Here is a 15,613-nt window from a genome sequence, read left to right on the forward strand (position 1 = left end):
ACAAGATTTATTGGAAGCAGTTTATAAAGAGGCTATGCTTATTAAAAATTATGATTTGAAATGAAAATAATAATTTATTGTTATGATTAATCCGCATCATCTCCGAACTTTTATTACCCTTGTTGAAACGCAACATTTCACGAAAACGGCTGAGCTATTACATATGACGCAACCGGGGGTTAGCCAGCATATTAAGAAATTAGAGGCTCATCTGAATTGCCAGATTATCAGTCGCTTTGGTAAAAAGTTTGAACTAACCGAAGCGGGTGAACAGTTATATAAATTCGCGCAAAAACAGTTTCAGGAAGAGTCCGCTCTTTTAGATAGATTAACTGACGTTCAAGCAGAGAACGGGGAAATCAAACTCGCCTGTTCAGGTTCTATGGTGATAAAGCTTTACCCTGATCTTCTGCAATTACAGAAGCGTTATCCAGAGCTATGCGTCAGTATGGAAGCGGCTCCCAATCATGAAATCCTTAAACAGATAAAAGGCAACAGAGTCGATTTGGGTTTAGTTACCCAGCTGATAAATGATGCTGAGTTAGAACAGCATCTACTTGGATACGATCCATTATGCCTCCTAATACCAAAAGGATTTGAGGCCGATTGGAGAGAATTAATGGCGCTAGGCTTTATCAATCACCCTGATGGTCATCATTACGCTGTACAGGTGTTAGAGAGTAATTTCGCCGATCATTTTAGAGGCATGGGGGAGATAAAACAGTCGGGTTACATCAACCAGCTAAGCCAAATCCTTCTGCCGGTAGCGGAAGTTATGGGATTTACCGTTCTACCTGAGTCCTCGATTGTGGGATCTGTATATTATGATGCAATTAAAATCGCAAACTTAGCGCAGGTTGTGAAAGAGCCTGTTTATAGGGTCCAGAAAAAATACCGTCCACTACCTAAGCGTTACAACCTACTTGAAGGTATTCTTCAAAAGCACTTTTCTATGTAAAAGAATTAAGGTTTTAGCCAGCGTTCAAAGATGGCTTGATAGCGGCCATCCTTTTTCATTGCTATTAATCTTGTTTCGAATTCAATAGCTAGTTCTTCCAAATTTGGATAATTTGAATTCTTTATAAATGGCATTGGGTAGCCTTTACTAAAGACTGGCTGGTCATAAGGTATAACTTTTTCAGTGATATCGTTCTGCTTTATCAGGTATAAGCCCACTGATTTGTCTTCAAGGGTAAAAGCTATTCTTTGTTTCTCTACCATTCTAAAGGCCTGAAGAGGAGAAGATACAATGAAAAATTGCTCGTTATAAATCTCTTTATTAATTTTATTGGGGCTATAGCTAGTGCTGCCATCTTTGAAAGGATAATGCTCCCAGAGCGTTTGGTTATATGAGGCTCCTTTCCATAAACCAATTTTTCCGCCAGAGTCAGACACCTCCTTGTAAGTCCCGTTAGGCGCAATATGTTTATTAGCTTCATGTACAAAAAATACGAATTCAGACCGCCACATATCTGTGCTCGGGTAAAATAGATAAGGTTCACGAGGCTTTTTCCTTGACGCGCTAAATGCAGCCTCCCCCTTTCCTGTTTCTATCTTCTTCCAAACTCGAGCCCAGTTCATATCAATAATTTTATATTTGATACCCATTTCGCGAAAAATAGTATCCGCAATATCGACGCATATTCCTACTACGGCTCCGGTATTGTTCTTAAAGTGAAATGGTGGTCTATCATGAGACAGAATTATTAGAGGTCTTTCTTCTGCCATGAGAGGAGAAATAGAGAGTAAGCAAAATAACATGTAAATCAATGATCTCATGATAATTCTCTCTACTATAAAATATTGGAATTCGGAGCTTAAACAATAGTATAGGTCGAAGTGCTTCGTTTTTGAGTTGTGCCGTAGTATTCATCTAAAAAAACCGAACCTAAAAAGGTTCGGTTTTTTCTTCGCTAACAACTAGCAACTGATAAGTGGCGCTCTAAACGCCTCTGGTGTTACCCTTCCTCCGGCTCATAACCCAAGTTAGGTGCTAACCAGCGCTCAGCTTCTGACATTTCCATGCCTTTACGCTTGGCATAGCTTTCTACTTGGTCTTCGCTGATTTTCGCAACACCGAAGTACTGTGATTTAGGGTGGCTGAAGTAGAAGCCGCTTACCGCTGCGGTTGGCAGCATTGCGTAAGAGTCGGTTATGGTCATGCCAGTGTTCTTCTCAACGTCTAGCAGTTCCCAAAGTAGGCCTTTCTCAGTGTGCTCTGGGCATGCAGGGTAACCTGGAGCAGGGCGGATGCCTTTGTATTTCTCGGCAATCAGATCTTCGTTAGATAGCTGCTCGTCAGATGCGTAACCCCAGATCTCTTTACGTACTTTATCGTGCATCATCTCAGCTAGGGCTTCGGCAAAACGGTCTGCCAAGGCTTTAACCATGATGGAGTTATAGTCATCGTGGTCCGCTTCGTATTTCTCTACCAATTCATCACAGCCATGACCTGCAGTGACCGCAAAGGCACCAAGGTAATCTTGCTTGCCGGTTTCTTTTGGCGCTACGAAGTCAGTTAGACACATATTGGCTTTGCCAGCGACTTTTTCAGTTTGCTGACGAAGGTGATGTAGCTGCATTAGTACTTCGCTGCGGCTTTCATCTGTGTATAGCTCGATATCGTCGTGGTTAACGCTGTTCGCTGGGAAGATACCAACAACGGCTTTAGCGGTTAGTAGTTTCTGATCAACCAAGTTTTTTAGCATCGCTTGAGCATCTGCAAATAGGCGAGTCGCTTCTTCACCGATGATCTCGTCATTTAGGATGCGAGGGTAACGACCCGCTAGCTCCCAAGAATGGAAGAATGGCGTCCAGTCGAAGTACTCTTGAATATCGCTTAGGGCGATATCATCAAATACGTGAATGCCCGGTTTTAGCGGTGCTGGTGGAGTGTAATCATCCCACTCGATTTGGTATTTGTTTTCACGCGCAGCTTCAAGTGTGACACGACGCTTATCGTTCATACGTGCAGCGTGACGATCACGTACCGCTTGGTACTCTTCTTGAATCTCTTTTATGTAACCTTCTTTCTTATTACCTAGCAGGCTAGAAGCAACGTTTACTGCACGGGATGCGTTAGTTACGTGTACGACTTGATCACGGTGGAATACAGGATCGATCTTAACCGCTGTGTGGGCTTTCGATGTCGTTGCACCACCGATCAATAGAGGAATATTAAACTCCTGACGTTCCATCTCTTTGGCAACGTGAACCATCTCATCTAGAGATGGTGTGATCAAACCAGACAGACCGATTAGATCAGCGTTTTCTTCGCGGGCAGTACGCAGGATTGTTTCTGCTGGCACCATGACGCCAAGGTCGATGATCTCGTAGTTGTTACACTGCAGTACTACGCCGACGATGTTCTTACCGATATCGTGTACGTCACCTTTAACCGTTGCCAGTACAATCTTACCGTTAGAGCTGCTCGCGCCGTCTTTCTCTTCTTCGATAAACGGCATTAGGTAAGCGACGGCTTTCTTCATTACACGTGCAGATTTTACTACCTGTGGTAGGAACATCTTACCAGCACCGAACAGGTCACCCACCACGCTCATGCCATCCATCAAAGGTCCTTCAATTACATGAAGTGGGCGGTCGTGGTTTTGACGTGCTTCTTCTGTGTCGTCTTCGATAAATTCGGTGATACCTTTAACCAATGCGTGCTCAAGACGTTTGTTAACGTCCCACTCGCGCCACTCTTGCGTTTTAGTATCTTCTTGTTGAGACCCATCGCCGCGGTATTTCTCAGCAATATCCAATAGGCGTTCAGTGCCGTCTTCACGCGTATTCTGGATAACGTCTTCTACCGCTAAACGTAGTTCTTCTGGTAGATCATCGTAGATCGCCAGCTGACCAGCGTTAACGATACCCATATCCATGCCTTGCTGAATTGCATGGTAAAGGAACACACAGTGGATCGCTTCACGTACCGGGTTGTTACCACGGAAGGAGAAGGATACGTTGGATACACCGCCGGAAATCTTCGCGTATGGCAGGTTCTGTTTGATCCAGCCTGTTGCTTGAATAAAGTCGACTGCGTAGTTGTTGTGCTCTTCGATACCGGTTGCTACCGCGAAGATGTTCGGGTCGAAGATGATATCTTCTGGTGGATAGCCCACTTTATCAACAAGGACACGGTAGGAGCGTTCACAGATCTCGATCTTACGCTCGTAAGTATCGGCCTGACCTGTTTCGTCAAAGGCCATAACGACTACAGCGGCACCGTAGCGGCGAAGCTTTTTCGCTTGTTCGATAAAGTTATCTTCGCCTTCTTTAAGGCTGATCGAGTTAACAACACCTTTACCTTGGATGCACTGTAGACCGGCTTCGATAACGTCCCATTTTGAGGAGTCGATCATGATTGGAACGCAAGCGATATCAGGCTCAGATGCGATCAGGTTAAGGAACTTAACCATCGCTGCGTGAGCATCCAACATGCCTTCGTCCATGTTGATATCGATAATCTGGGCACCGTTTTCAACCTGCTGGCGAGCAACATCCAGTGCTGTTTCGTAGTCCTGTTCTTTGATCAAACGTTTGAACATCGCAGAACCGGTAACGTTGGTACGCTCACCAACGTTAACGAACAGGGTGTCTTCGCCAATGTTCATTGGCTCAAGACCAGACAGACGACATTCTACTGGAAAATCTGGAAGCTGCCGCGGTTCAGCTTTTTCGGCTGCTTCACGGATCGCTTTGATGTGTGCTGGGGTCGTGCCACAGCAACCACCGATAATATTTAGGAAGCCAGACTGCGCCCATTCGCCGATCTCTTCGGCCATCTGTTCTGGTGTTTCATCGTAACCACCAAAGGCATTTGGCAGACCAGCATTAGGGTGAGCAGAAACGTGAGTCTCAGAAATACGAGACAGTTCTTCTACATACTGACGCAGCTCATTAGGACCTAGTGCACAGTTAAGGCCTACAGAGATTGGCTTAGCATGGCGAACGGAGTTCCAGAATGCTTCGGTTGTCTGACCTGAAAGCGTACGACCGGATGCATCAGTGATCGTACCGGAGATCATCACTGGCAAACGGATATTGTTTTCTTCGAAGTAGGTTTCTACCGCGTAGATAGCGGCTTTCGCATTTAGGGTGTCGAAGATGGTTTCGATCAGGATGATATCAGAGCCACCCTCTATCAAACCGTCGATAGATTCAGTGTACGCTTCAACTAACTCATTGAAGGAAACGTTACGGTAGGCCGGATCGTTTACATCGGGAGAAATAGAACAAGTACGGTTTGTTGGGCCAAGAACACCTGCTACATAGCGTGGGCGATCAGGTGTTTCGGCTGTAATTTCGTCACAGGCTTCGCGGGCTAGGCGCGCTGCTTCTACGTTGATTTCACGGCTGAGTGATTCCATCTCGTAATCAGCCATGGCGATCTGCGTCGCGTTAAAGGTATTGGTCTCGATGACATCCGCACCGGCCAATAGGTATTCTTTGTGAATCGCTTTGATGATATCTGGCTTAGTTAGCACTAAAAGGTCGTTATTACCTTTAACCTCAATATGCCAGTCAGCGAAACGCTCGCCGCGGTAATCCGCTTCTTCAAGCTTGTAATCCTGAATCATGGTGCCCATGCCACCATCCAGAATCATAATGCGTTTTTTAAGGCTCTCTGAAAGCGTTTCCATCAAAGTTTTATCTGTCACAGTTAAATACCTGAATCAGCGACTACTAGAATAAGGACGCTATTGTAAATCAATTAGTTAAGAAAGGGAGTGAGGAAAGTTAATCTATTGATGAACTACGTTCAATTTCAGCCGTTTTTACGGGGTTGAGAGCACTAGAATCGACTGTCTTTGGTAGCGGGGTCTATTAGAAGGAGGTGTATTAGCTTTGTTTGTCCTAAAGAATGCTCAATAACCCCTTAATATTTTCCCAGATGGTGGTAGAATAGCCGCCCTTTGTGCAGTGCGAATCTATCTAACAGGGCAAAAATGTTAGTCCTTTAGACGTTTTACGTATTATGTGCAGCGCAAAATACTGGTTAAAATGCCGTTTTTTGTGAGCTAGCTGACCTGTCACACTGCTAACAAGGGTAAAACAGGTACAGCGTTGATGTGTTACTCAGATATGTCGGCCAAAAGCTGAATGGGTAGCGAAAGGGGAAAACCAGGTTAAGCCTGGTACAGATGAGCAAACGCAGGATTTAGTCTATGCTGCAGACATTCTTAAAGTGCAAGCTACACCGTGTAACAGTAACTCACGCTGAGCTTCACTACGAAGGTTCATGTGCGATCGATGGTGTGTTGCTTGATAAGTCAGGCATTCGTGAATATGAACTGATTCATATTTACAATATCAACAATGGCGAACGCTTTACTACTTATGCAATCCGTGCAGAAGAGAACAGCGGTATTATCTCTGTAAACGGTGCGGCGGCGCATAAAGCAAGTAAAGGTGATCTACTGATCATCGCTTCTTACGTTCAATTGGACGACAAAGAGGTTGACGACCATCAGCCAACGCTTTGCTATTTTGAAAATGCGAAGTCAGATGGCGGCGTAGGCGCAACTGATGAGGAGCTTCATCAGCGCAACGTGCTAACAGGTATGAAACGCGCAATTCCTGTTCAGCCAAAAGATATCTGATTAAGATTTCTAAAAGCCACTCACATTTGAGTGGCTTTTTTGTATAGAGAACCCGCCTTGTGTGGGTTTTCTTTTGTCTGTTATATAGCCGTTAATCCCACTGGCGTATGAATCTTTAGGCCTAATATCGCCTTGCAAGGTAGGGCTATTGCGGGTAAATTGGCGCCCAGAAAATTGCTTAGGCAAACATAATAAGCACACCAAAAATACTATTTAGGAGTTACACGTGGAACTCGCATGTCTTGACCTTGAAGGGGTATTGATCCCAGAAATCTGGATCGCTTTTGCTGAAGAAACTGGTATTGAAGAATTAAAAGCGACGACTCGTGATATTCCTTGTTACGACGAGCTGATGCAGCAGCGTCTTCGCATTCTTGATGAGCACGGTCTTAAGTTGCCGCAGATTCAAGAAACAATCAGCAAGCTTGAGCCGCTAGAAGGTGCAGTTGAGTTTGTTAACTGGTTGCGTGAGCGTTTTCAGGTTGTGATCCTATCTGATACGTTCTACGAATTCTCTCAGCCACTAATGCGTCAGCTTGGCTTCCCAACACTTCTTTGTCATAAGCTAGAAGTAGACGAAGATGGTCGTATCACTGACTACACTTTGCGTCAGAAAGATCCTAAGCGTCAGTCTGTTCGTGCGTTCCAGTTGTTGAACTACCGTGTTATTTCTGCAGGTGATTCTTACAACGACACGACAATGCTTAAGCAAGCAGAAGCAGGTATCTTATTCCACGCGCCTGATAATGTAATTGCTGAATTCCCTCAGTTCCCAGCAGTACACACGTACGAAGATCTGAAGAAAGAGTTTATCAAGGCAAGTAACCGCGATTTAAGTCTGTAACTTCTCTTCTCACCTAATCTGCCACTCAAATAGTCATTTTGGGTGGTAGTTTGGGCATTCTCCCCAAGCCTTTCTTATTAGTTTTTGTTAATATTATCCTTACATATTCTAGGTTAAGTCTCTTTTACTTCGTTTAGTTAAGGTATTTATTGTATGCCTCATGCAAAAATAATCAGTTTTAATTCTCTACTTACCGACCAATTGGTTGGTGTTTTAGCAGAGGACTATCAACTGGAAATATCCCCTAACTTAAATGAAATGAGTGTTGAGAGTGACTTGGTGCTTTTGGATCATGACCTAATTGATCAGTATGATGAGTCAGAATTGATTGCGGCAATTCAGCAGTATGAGCATCTTCATATTCCTGTGATTTTAGTATGGAATGACTCAGAAGAAGATTACCGTGAATTAGCAATTGAGATTGGTTGTTCTGATTATTTAAGACCGCCTTTCATTCCATCTGTTGTTAACGCCAAGTGTAAAACCTATATCAGTTTGGCCAAGTTAAAGCTTAATTTTACTTCCCGTTCGGTAACTGCAAAATCTGCTGCTTGTGAGGAGCCGAAAGGCCTTATTGATGTTACTGAGCTGTTGGCGGTTCAGGATGCTGCCATTTTGTGTCTAGCGACCATTGCAAGAATTCGCGATCATTCTACAGGTAATCATATCCTTAGAACGCAGCACTATGTTAAAGCGTTAGCTGAGCATCTGTATAAAAACCCTGCCTACCACGATCAGTTGGACGCTGAAACGATCGAATTGTATTACAAAACCTCTGCTTTGCATGATATTGGTAAAGTGGGTATCCCAGATCATATATTACAAAAGCCTGGGGAATTGAGTGCTGAGGAATATCGTGTAATGAAAACCCATACAGTGCTGGGTTATCAAGCGGTGACATCTGCACAACAGTTGCTAGATAATGCTTCGAGCAATAAAGCGGTCAGGTTTCTTGAATTAGCACAGCAAGTGACATTAAGTCATCATGAGCGCTGGGATGGTGAGGGGTATCCGCAGGGCTTGAAAGGCGAAGCTATTCCTTTGATTGCGCGTTTAATGGCAGTTGCTGATGTGTACGATGCAATGATTTCTCGTAGGCCTTACAAAAGCGCGGTAGATCATAAAAGGGTTACTGATGTAATCGTTTCAGGACGTGGAGCTCATTTTGATCCCGCTGTTGTTGATGCATTTTTAGATCTACAAGATATGTTTGAAAGGATATCTTTTAAGCTGGAGGATGTATTCCCATCCAGTGCGGATTTAATGTTGCACTCAATGGGTGATCTTATTGCTGAGAATGATCTTGCTACGGCTGTGGAATCATCGGATAGTTGAAGGCTTCTCTCCGTGTTCTCAGCTGAGAAGGTAACCATTTTTGGTAGGCATCATAGATGGTCGATTTGAGTTCTTCATCATTCTCGATCATTTGATTGAGTGTGTTGATTAAAGCTTTATTCCACTCGCCTTTAGCACACCCTACGTGCCCCATGCTCGTCGCAGATTGTCCCTCTAGTGGTACGAAATATAGGTCTTCCTTAATATTGTGTTGTAATTTACTGAACTGCGCTTCTTCTGGTCGGCCGATCATGGCATCTAGGCGGTGGTTTTCAACCATTTGAATAAGCCGTTCCTGATCCTTCTGGCCAGTTTTTACATGAAAGATGCTATTCGGCTTTGAAATATTGTCTTTTATTACAGCATCGATATATGCGGAGTAGGCTCTTGCATCGTGGATGCTGATTGAGACTGATCTTTTGGTTAGAGCAGTTAGGCTAACCGGATTGATGTTATCTGCGCTGACGCCGAATTTATGTAGAGCTCCTTTGGTAGTGACTAAACCATTTGCGTATAACCGCATTAATGGTCGACTAAAATCCATAAATTTTTGGCGCTCTTTAGAACTAACTAAAGAAACATGGCAAATCATCTGTCCTTCTTTGGCAAGTTGCAGTGCGCGTTTTAAGCTCATGTCTGCGCTGATATGGTGATAATTCTTTAGCTTTCTCTTGAATAGCTTAATCGCTTCATCGCCTATACCTTGATTGCTGTATTTGCCCTTTAAGATAAATACTGGAGCAAAATCGGTCCTAGCCCATACAATACTAAGCTTTTTGTTAGAGTCTGCTTTTATTGGATGCTGATCGGCTACAGAAGCTTTGGGGCTAGCCAGAAAGAGTATTAAAAGTGTGGTTGAGAGTAGCCTTCCGAACTGCATGATCCTTCCTTTTGAGATAGAGCAATTCAATTATAGGCAAAATGATAGGATCTGTTGGCTTAAATACAATTAAGTCTGGCTGAGTGCAAATCGGTTGTTCATCCGGTTTAAGCGTAATGCCATTTTTAAGATTAGCTGATCCTTGAGCTTCTCTCTGGTGTCTATCGGAAGCTTGTCTAGTAATTCCTGATCAATAACCAGCGCTGTACTTTCTCTGTTGGCAATAACGCTAGCGGTACGTGGTTCGTTTGTTAGGAATGATATTTCGCCGATAATTTCGCCAGGGGATAGCTGGGTGATCAGTTGTTGTGATGTGCCTTTAAGTACATTGACACCGCCGCTTAGTAGGATAAAGAAGCGTTTATCTAAAGAGTCTTCGTCGGTTAAGTAGTCGCCGCTATTGTATGCAACAAAGTACCAGTTGAACTGAGCAAGGAGTTGTTTGTCCTTGCGGTTCATATCATCGAATAAGGCCACTTTATCAAGAATTGCTAGGGCACTTTCTTTACTGAGCGTCTTGTTTTTAGCCATGTATATACTCCTTCTAATTAGGAATAGTCGCTTCCAAGCATTGGAGCAAGTTATTCACTTTGTCGAAGGTTTCTTGATACTCCATGGATGAAATAGAGTCTGCGACAATTCCACCGCCAGCCCAACAGAAAATCTGATCGTTCTCGCATAGCAGGGTGCGAATGGTGATGCTGGTATCCATACGGCCACATAGGCTGATGTAACCAATAGAGCCGCAGTAGATAGAACGACGGTGGGGTTCTAGTTCTTCTATAATCTCCATTGCTCTGATCTTTGGTGCGCCGGTGATGGAGCCGCCAGGAAAGCAATGCTTTAGTAGCGCAATCGGTGAGTAATCTGAGCTTAAGTTGCCCGTCACAGTGCTAACTTTGTGATGCACGTTGGCATAGCTCTCAATGTTAAAGAGCTTTGGTACTTTTACGGAGTTATGCTGACATACCTTACTGAGGTCGTTGCGCATAAGATCGACAATCATCAGGTTCTCGGCGCGATCTTTAAGTGAATCGCTTAGCTCCTGTTTCAGACGTTGATCTTCTGTTACATCAGATGAGCGTGGTCGCGTACCCTTAATCGGTTTAGTCGTTACTATCCCATCTTTAGTTTCTAGGAACTGCTCTGGGGAAAGAGACAAAATTTGCTGATCCCCTAGATCGATATAAGCAGAATAAGGTGTTGGAGCATGGGTTCTTAGCTTTTTATAGGCTTCCCAGCTGTCACCTTGATAACTGCTATTAAAGCGTTGAGCAAAGTTGACCTGGTAACAGTCGCCAGCATGGATGTAGTTATCTATCTGTTCAAGCTTCTGCTGGTATTCAGCTTCAGTGATATTGGCGCTAAAGGCTTTATCTAGCTGGAAATCAGAGTTTGTGGTGTTTGTTGCTTGAGTCAGTTGAAGTTCGATCTGGTCGAGTTGCTCTTTAGGTACGCGATGATCGGCTACGAGGTAAGCTTGCTCTTTCTGGTGATCAACCACTAAGCCCCATAGATACATGCCCACTTGCATGTCGGGTAGGGAGGCAAAATCTTCTGCCTTCACCGGCATAGCTTCAACGGATCGGCCCAGATCATAAGCAAAGTGACCGATGATGCCGCCTTGGAATGGCAGATGGGATTGTTCCGCTTGCGGGTTCCGATAGCGGTTGTACAGATCTTGCAGTGCATCAAATGCAGGCTGCTCTGCATTCATGCTTAAAATTTCAACCGGTGCAGCCGCGATGATGTCGAACCGCCCCCATGGACAGTTAGGACGACCACTATCAAGAAATACAGCATTACCTAGAGGGCGAAGGCGCTCAAAGTAAATTTCACTGTTAGCTAAATACGGAACAGAACGTTGGGTGATCAATGAACTGGCTTAATTCTTAGTTATTGAATGAAGTGTGTGAATTGTATGTAACCCCATTGGAACTGTCTATGTGAAAGGCTTGGTCGAAACGAAATAAGTGAAAACAACTGAAAACCTGTAAAAACACTGTTTGTTTTTAGCTCATACCAAAGATTGTCGACAAAATGCTGGTTTGGTTACTCTGTTCAGCTAGAATGAGATTAAATCTATTAAAGCATTAAGAGTATTGTTGCTACATGAAGCATCCTTTTAGTGTTGATAAGCAAAGCCTTACTTTGTCTGATCAGCATATTGTTTATCGAATCTATCGAAATCCTGATATTAAGCCTTCCAGAAGGCTGGTCTTACTGCATGGTGCAGGTGTTGCTGGGGTTGATACTTGGGAGCATATCACTGCATTTTTAACTCAATGGTCTGAGGTCTTGGTGCCTGATCAGAGAGGCATGGGTGATACCTATTTTCCCGATAAGAAAGAACACCCCTTTGCAGCGCAGGAGCTGGTTGCAGACTTAAATGCCTTGGTTGATCACCTCGGCTGGTGGCAGTTTGATTTAGCGGGTTATTCCTTAGGTGGCTTAATCTCACTGCTGTTTAAACAACAGCATTCTGATCGTGTTGGTAAGCAGTATCTATTGGAGTCGGCGGTGTTAGATCGGCCTTGCTGGGAAACCACCGTAGAACTGCGTAACCAGTTCTCGGAAGCGGCACTAAATCTCAGAGGTGCTGTGCAGGTAGAGAAGGGCATTGTTAACTTTTTAGATGCGATTTCGCCTAATCGTAAGGTTTCACCGCAAGTAGAAAAGTTAACTGTCAGCAGATTAGGGGCGCGACCAGAAGGTTTTGCGAATGCTTTGGATTGCGTAACGCAGGCGGTGAAGCAGATAGATAGAGAAGAATTAGTGGCGGCGCAAGGTGATGTAACCAGCTTTATAGGTGGCAACAGTGTGGACCTTATGCACCAGTACCAGCGAGAGCTGGCGGAGCGTCTTCCCAATTGGCACTACTTTTTGATGGCTGGAACTGATCATTCGTTACCGTTTCAAAAGCCGCGCCAAATCGCGCGAGTGATGAATGATGAATTACAGCGTTATATAACTAACAAATAATTACGAAGTGATAAGGTAAAACCCTTAAACTTTTGTATTGTGTTGACAATCTTTTCGCTATTTCGAGTTGACGGCTCAATTTAGCAGGAGTATCTTGGTCTCAGTTCAAGATTGTCGACAATCTTCAATCAAGGGTTGTTATGACTGATAAAACAGACAATAAAGCGTTTCAACAAGAAACGCGCACATTGGCCGATCGCGTTTGCGAACAAATTGTAACTGCGATTGTGGTGGGGGATATTCCTCCCGGTCAGAAGATCAGCGAGCCTGAGCTTGCCAAAACATACGGCATTAGCCGTGGGCCATTGCGAGAAGCGATGCGTCGTTTGGAAGCACTAAGGCTAGTTGAACGTAAGCCTCATGTCGGTGCGCGGGTTGTTAATCTGTCGGCAAAAGAACTCATTGAAATATATCGTGTCCGCGAAGCACTTGAAGGTATGGCTTGCCGCTTAGCAGCAGAGAATATGCCTCAAGACGAAATCGATAGCCTGCGTGCTCTATTAGATGAGCATGAACAGAGTGTCGAACAGCTAGAGGGCCGATCGTATTTCCAAAAAGAGGGTGATCTGGATTTTCACTACCGCATTGTTCACGGCAGCAAAAATGAGAAGCTGCTCGAATTTTTAGGCGGGGATCTATATCACTTAGTACGAATGTACAGATACCAGTTCAGTGTCTCTAGTTCACGACCAAAACGTGCACTTAAAGAGCACCGCCAGATTGTAGACGCGATTGAATCTCGTGATCCGGAATTGGCTGAAATGCTCATGCGCCGACATATAGGTGCAGCACGCCGAAACGTGGAAGAGAAACTGAACGCAGCGACCGAAACCAGAGGGGAAGAACATGTCCAATAACCTGTCTGCCGGTGCACGTTTTCGTAAAGCACTAGCTGAAACAAACCCACTTCAGATTGTAGGTACGACTAACGCATATCACGCCATGATGGCTGAGCGTGTAGGTCATAAAGCAATTTACTTATCTGGTGGTGGTGTCGCTAACCACTCATACGGTTTGCCTGACCTAGGCATGACATCAATGAATGATGTTCTAGCAGATGTAAGCCGTATTACCAGCGCAGTAGAAACTCCGCTGATGGTTGATATTGATACGGGATGGGGTGGTGCTTTTAACATTGCACGCACAGTTAAAGAGATGATCAAAGCAGGTGCAGCTGCAGTTCACATTGAAGATCAGGTAGCACAAAAGCGTTGTGGTCACCGTCCAAACAAAGAGATTGTTACGCTTGAAGAGATGGTTGATCGTGTTAAAGCAGCGGTTGATGCCAAAACTGATGACGACTTCTTTGTTGTAGCGCGTACAGATGCTTTCCAGATGGAAGGTCTGAATGCTGCAGTTGAGCGCGCACAAGCATGTTTAGAAGCAGGTGCAGATGGCATCTTCGCAGAAGCAGTGCACACGCTAGATGATTACAAAGCGTTTTCTGATGGCATCAATGGTGCGCATCTATTGGCTAACATCACTGAGTTTGGTGCTACGCCACTATTCAACAAAGATGAATTGGCTGAACACGGTGCAAGCATGGTGCTATACCCACTGTCTGCATTCCGCGCAGCTAACAAGGCAGCCCTTAATGTATACGAGCACCTTCTAAAAGATGGTGATCAAAAAGCGGTTGTCGACACCATGCAAACACGTATGGAACTTTACGATTTCTTGAATTATCACGACTTCGAGCAGAAGTTGGATGCATTGTTCGCAGAAGGTAAGAACAAGTAAGCGCTATTTTATTTTACGCTTTACTTAATTGATTTTAGCAAGCGGGTCGCAGAACCCGCATAGATAGGAAAACAGGAGCATAATCATGGTCGACAAAAAACTGGGTGGTGCTGGTCTACGTGGTCAGTCTGCAGGTGAAACGGCATTATGTACTGTAGGTAAAACAGGTTCCGGTCTGACTTACCGTGGTTACGATATCAAAGAACTATCTGATAAAGCGCAGTTTGAAGAAGTTGCTTATCTTCTACTTTACGGAAAACTGCCAAATCAGGCTGAGCTAGATGCATACAAAGCTAAGTTAAAAGGTATGCGTGCTCTGCCAGAAGCACTAAAAACAGTTCTAGAACAGATTCCTGCTGAAGCGCACCCAATGGACGTGATGCGTACAGGTTGCTCTATGTTGGGTAACTTAGAAGAAGAGAAAGATTTCTCTGAGCAGCACGATCACATCGATCGCATGCTTGCAGTCTTCCCTGGCATGATCAACTACTGGTACAACTTCAGCCACAATGGCGTACGTGTGAACGTTGAAACTGATGCAGATTCTATTGCTGAGCAGTTCCTATGGACACTACACAACGAGAAGCCTGAGCCACTACACGTTGAAGTAATGCACGCGTCTTTGATCCTTTACGCTGAGCACGAATTCAACGCGTCTACATTCACTGCGCGTGTATGTGCATCAACGCTATCTGATATTCATAGCTGTGTGACTGCTGCAATTGGTTCCCTTCGTGGTCCTCTTCATGGCGGTGCTAACGAAGCAGCAATGGATATGGTTGAACAGTGGAAATCTGCGGATGAAGCTGAAGATGCAATCATGGGCATGTTGGCGCGTAAAGATAAGATCATGGGCTTTGGTCACGCGATCTACCGTGAATCTGACCCACGTAACGCGATCATCAAAGAGTGGTCTAAGAAACTATCTGAGCAGGTTGGTGATACTCACCTGTACGCCGTTTCTGAGCGTGTTGAAGCAGTTATGTGGCGCGAGAAGAAGTTGTTCTGTAACGCAGACTTCTTCCACGCATCTGCTTATAACTTCATGGGTATTCCTACGAAGCTGTTTACGCCTATCTTCGTATGCTCTCGTGCGGCAGGTTGGACTGCTCACGTAATGGAGCAGCGCGCTAACAACCGTATCATCCGTCCATCTGCTGACTACACTGGTCCAGAAACGGCAGATTGGGTTGCTATCGAAGATCGTCCATAAGAGACGACAGCAGA

The 15,613-nt window shown here is 44.6% G+C and carries 13 protein-coding genes; 8 read left to right on the top strand and 5 right to left on the bottom strand.

The genetic code is table 11. From position 1 onward, the window contains the following. Positions 1–82 precede the first annotated feature (82 nt). Positions 83–958, top strand: a complete 876-nt coding sequence (locus tag ACMXYO_RS07195) for a LysR substrate-binding domain-containing protein (protein ID WP_415887830.1) — start codon at positions 83–85, stop codon at positions 956–958. Positions 959–963: 5 nt separating this feature from the next. Here ACMXYO_RS07195 and ACMXYO_RS07200 read toward each other — a convergent pair whose 3' ends face one another. Continuing rightward, a complete protein-coding gene (locus ACMXYO_RS07200) occupies positions 964–1,779 on the bottom strand; it encodes a substrate-binding periplasmic protein (RefSeq protein WP_415887831.1) in 816 nt (271 codons plus the stop codon). A gap of 179 nt (positions 1,780–1,958) precedes the next feature. Further along, positions 1,959–5,645: a methionine synthase gene (metH, locus tag ACMXYO_RS07205; protein WP_415888080.1), complete on the bottom strand. Its 3,687-nt coding sequence runs from the start codon at positions 5,643–5,645 to the stop codon at positions 1,959–1,961. A gap of 525 nt (positions 5,646–6,170) precedes the next feature. Between metH and panD the strand changes: the two genes are divergently transcribed. The 3 genes from panD (at position 6,171) to ACMXYO_RS07220 (ending at position 8,784) form a co-directional block, all read left to right on the top strand. Next, on the top strand, positions 6,171–6,605 hold the full coding sequence (gene panD / locus ACMXYO_RS07210; RefSeq protein ID WP_415887832.1) for an aspartate 1-decarboxylase: 435 nt from the start codon (positions 6,171–6,173) through the stop codon (positions 6,603–6,605). Between the two features lie 226 nt (positions 6,606–6,831). Then, positions 6,832–7,449 (top strand): bifunctional phosphoserine phosphatase/homoserine phosphotransferase ThrH, encoded by a 618-nt coding sequence (thrH, locus tag ACMXYO_RS07215; protein ID WP_415887833.1) that lies wholly within the window; start codon positions 6,832–6,834, stop codon positions 7,447–7,449. A gap of 153 nt (positions 7,450–7,602) precedes the next feature. Then, a complete protein-coding gene (locus ACMXYO_RS07220) occupies positions 7,603–8,784 on the top strand; it encodes an HD domain-containing phosphohydrolase (RefSeq protein ID WP_415887834.1) in 1,182 nt (393 codons plus the stop codon). Here ACMXYO_RS07220 and ACMXYO_RS07225 read toward each other — a convergent pair. The 3 genes from ACMXYO_RS07225 to pabB all read right to left on the bottom strand — a co-directional run bounded on the left by ACMXYO_RS07225 (position 8,756) and on the right by pabB (position 11,540). After that, a complete protein-coding gene (locus tag ACMXYO_RS07225) occupies positions 8,756–9,664 on the bottom strand; it encodes a hypothetical protein (protein WP_415887835.1) in 909 nt (302 codons plus the stop codon). The genes ACMXYO_RS07220 and ACMXYO_RS07225 overlap by 29 nt on opposite strands. A 69-nt stretch (positions 9,665–9,733) precedes the next feature. Next, entirely contained in the window at positions 9,734–10,195 is a 462-nt protein-coding gene (locus ACMXYO_RS07230; RefSeq protein ID WP_415887836.1) for a cyclic nucleotide-binding domain-containing protein, read from the bottom strand. 13 nt (positions 10,196–10,208) lie between these two features. Beyond that, the gene (gene pabB / locus ACMXYO_RS07235) at positions 10,209–11,540 is read right to left on the bottom strand and encodes an aminodeoxychorismate synthase component I (RefSeq protein WP_415887837.1); all 1,332 of its coding nucleotides are present in this window, start codon (positions 11,538–11,540) and stop codon (positions 10,209–10,211) included. A 236-nt stretch (positions 11,541–11,776) separates the two neighbouring features. On the opposite strand from pabB, the gene ACMXYO_RS07240 reads away from it, so the two are divergent. The 4 genes from ACMXYO_RS07240 (at position 11,777) to prpC (ending at position 15,599) form a co-directional block, all read left to right on the top strand. Further along, a complete protein-coding gene (locus tag ACMXYO_RS07240) occupies positions 11,777–12,646 on the top strand; it encodes an alpha/beta fold hydrolase (RefSeq protein WP_415887838.1) in 870 nt (289 codons plus the stop codon). A gap of 140 nt (positions 12,647–12,786) precedes the next feature. Next, a complete protein-coding gene (locus tag ACMXYO_RS07245; RefSeq protein ID WP_415881527.1) occupies positions 12,787–13,503 on the top strand; it encodes a GntR family transcriptional regulator in 717 nt (238 codons plus the stop codon). Continuing rightward, on the top strand, positions 13,493–14,386 hold the full coding sequence (gene prpB, locus ACMXYO_RS07250) for a methylisocitrate lyase (protein WP_415887839.1): 894 nt from the start codon (positions 13,493–13,495) through the stop codon (positions 14,384–14,386). Before ACMXYO_RS07245 ends, prpB begins: the two co-directional genes overlap by 11 nt. Before the next feature lie 85 nt (positions 14,387–14,471). Next, on the top strand, positions 14,472–15,599 hold the full coding sequence (prpC, locus tag ACMXYO_RS07255; RefSeq protein WP_415887840.1) for a 2-methylcitrate synthase: 1,128 nt from the start codon (positions 14,472–14,474) through the stop codon (positions 15,597–15,599). Positions 15,600–15,613 lie beyond the last annotated feature (14 nt).

This window comes from Neptuniibacter sp. QD37_6 (assembly GCF_047778085.1).
Lineage (GTDB): Bacteria > Pseudomonadota > Gammaproteobacteria > Pseudomonadales > Balneatricaceae > Neptuniibacter.

What these genes read in the sequence shown, in the direction of transcription:
- ACMXYO_RS07195 (WP_415887830.1), top strand. Translation starts at nt 83, where the DNA reads ATGATTAATCCGCATCATCTCCGAACTTTTATTACCCTTGTTGAAACG.
- ACMXYO_RS07200 (WP_415887831.1), bottom strand. Translation starts at nt 1,779, where the DNA reads ATGAGATCATTGATTTACATGTTATTTTGCTTACTCTCTATTTCTCCT.
- metH (WP_415888080.1), bottom strand. Translation starts at nt 5,645, where the DNA reads ATGGAAACGCTTTCAGAGAGCCTTAAAAAACGCATTATGATTCTGGAT.
- panD (WP_415887832.1), top strand. Translation starts at nt 6,171, where the DNA reads ATGCTGCAGACATTCTTAAAGTGCAAGCTACACCGTGTAACAGTAACT.
- ACMXYO_RS07220 (WP_415887834.1), top strand. Translation starts at nt 7,603, where the DNA reads ATGCCTCATGCAAAAATAATCAGTTTTAATTCTCTACTTACCGACCAA.
- ACMXYO_RS07225 (WP_415887835.1), bottom strand. Translation starts at nt 9,664, where the DNA reads ATGCAGTTCGGAAGGCTACTCTCAACCACACTTTTAATACTCTTTCTG.
- ACMXYO_RS07230 (WP_415887836.1), bottom strand. Translation starts at nt 10,195, where the DNA reads ATGGCTAAAAACAAGACGCTCAGTAAAGAAAGTGCCCTAGCAATTCTT.
- ACMXYO_RS07240 (WP_415887838.1), top strand. Translation starts at nt 11,777, where the DNA reads ATGAAGCATCCTTTTAGTGTTGATAAGCAAAGCCTTACTTTGTCTGAT.
- ACMXYO_RS07245 (WP_415881527.1), top strand. Translation starts at nt 12,787, where the DNA reads ATGACTGATAAAACAGACAATAAAGCGTTTCAACAAGAAACGCGCACA.
- prpB (WP_415887839.1), top strand. Translation starts at nt 13,493, where the DNA reads ATGTCCAATAACCTGTCTGCCGGTGCACGTTTTCGTAAAGCACTAGCT.
- prpC (WP_415887840.1), top strand. Translation starts at nt 14,472, where the DNA reads ATGGTCGACAAAAAACTGGGTGGTGCTGGTCTACGTGGTCAGTCTGCA.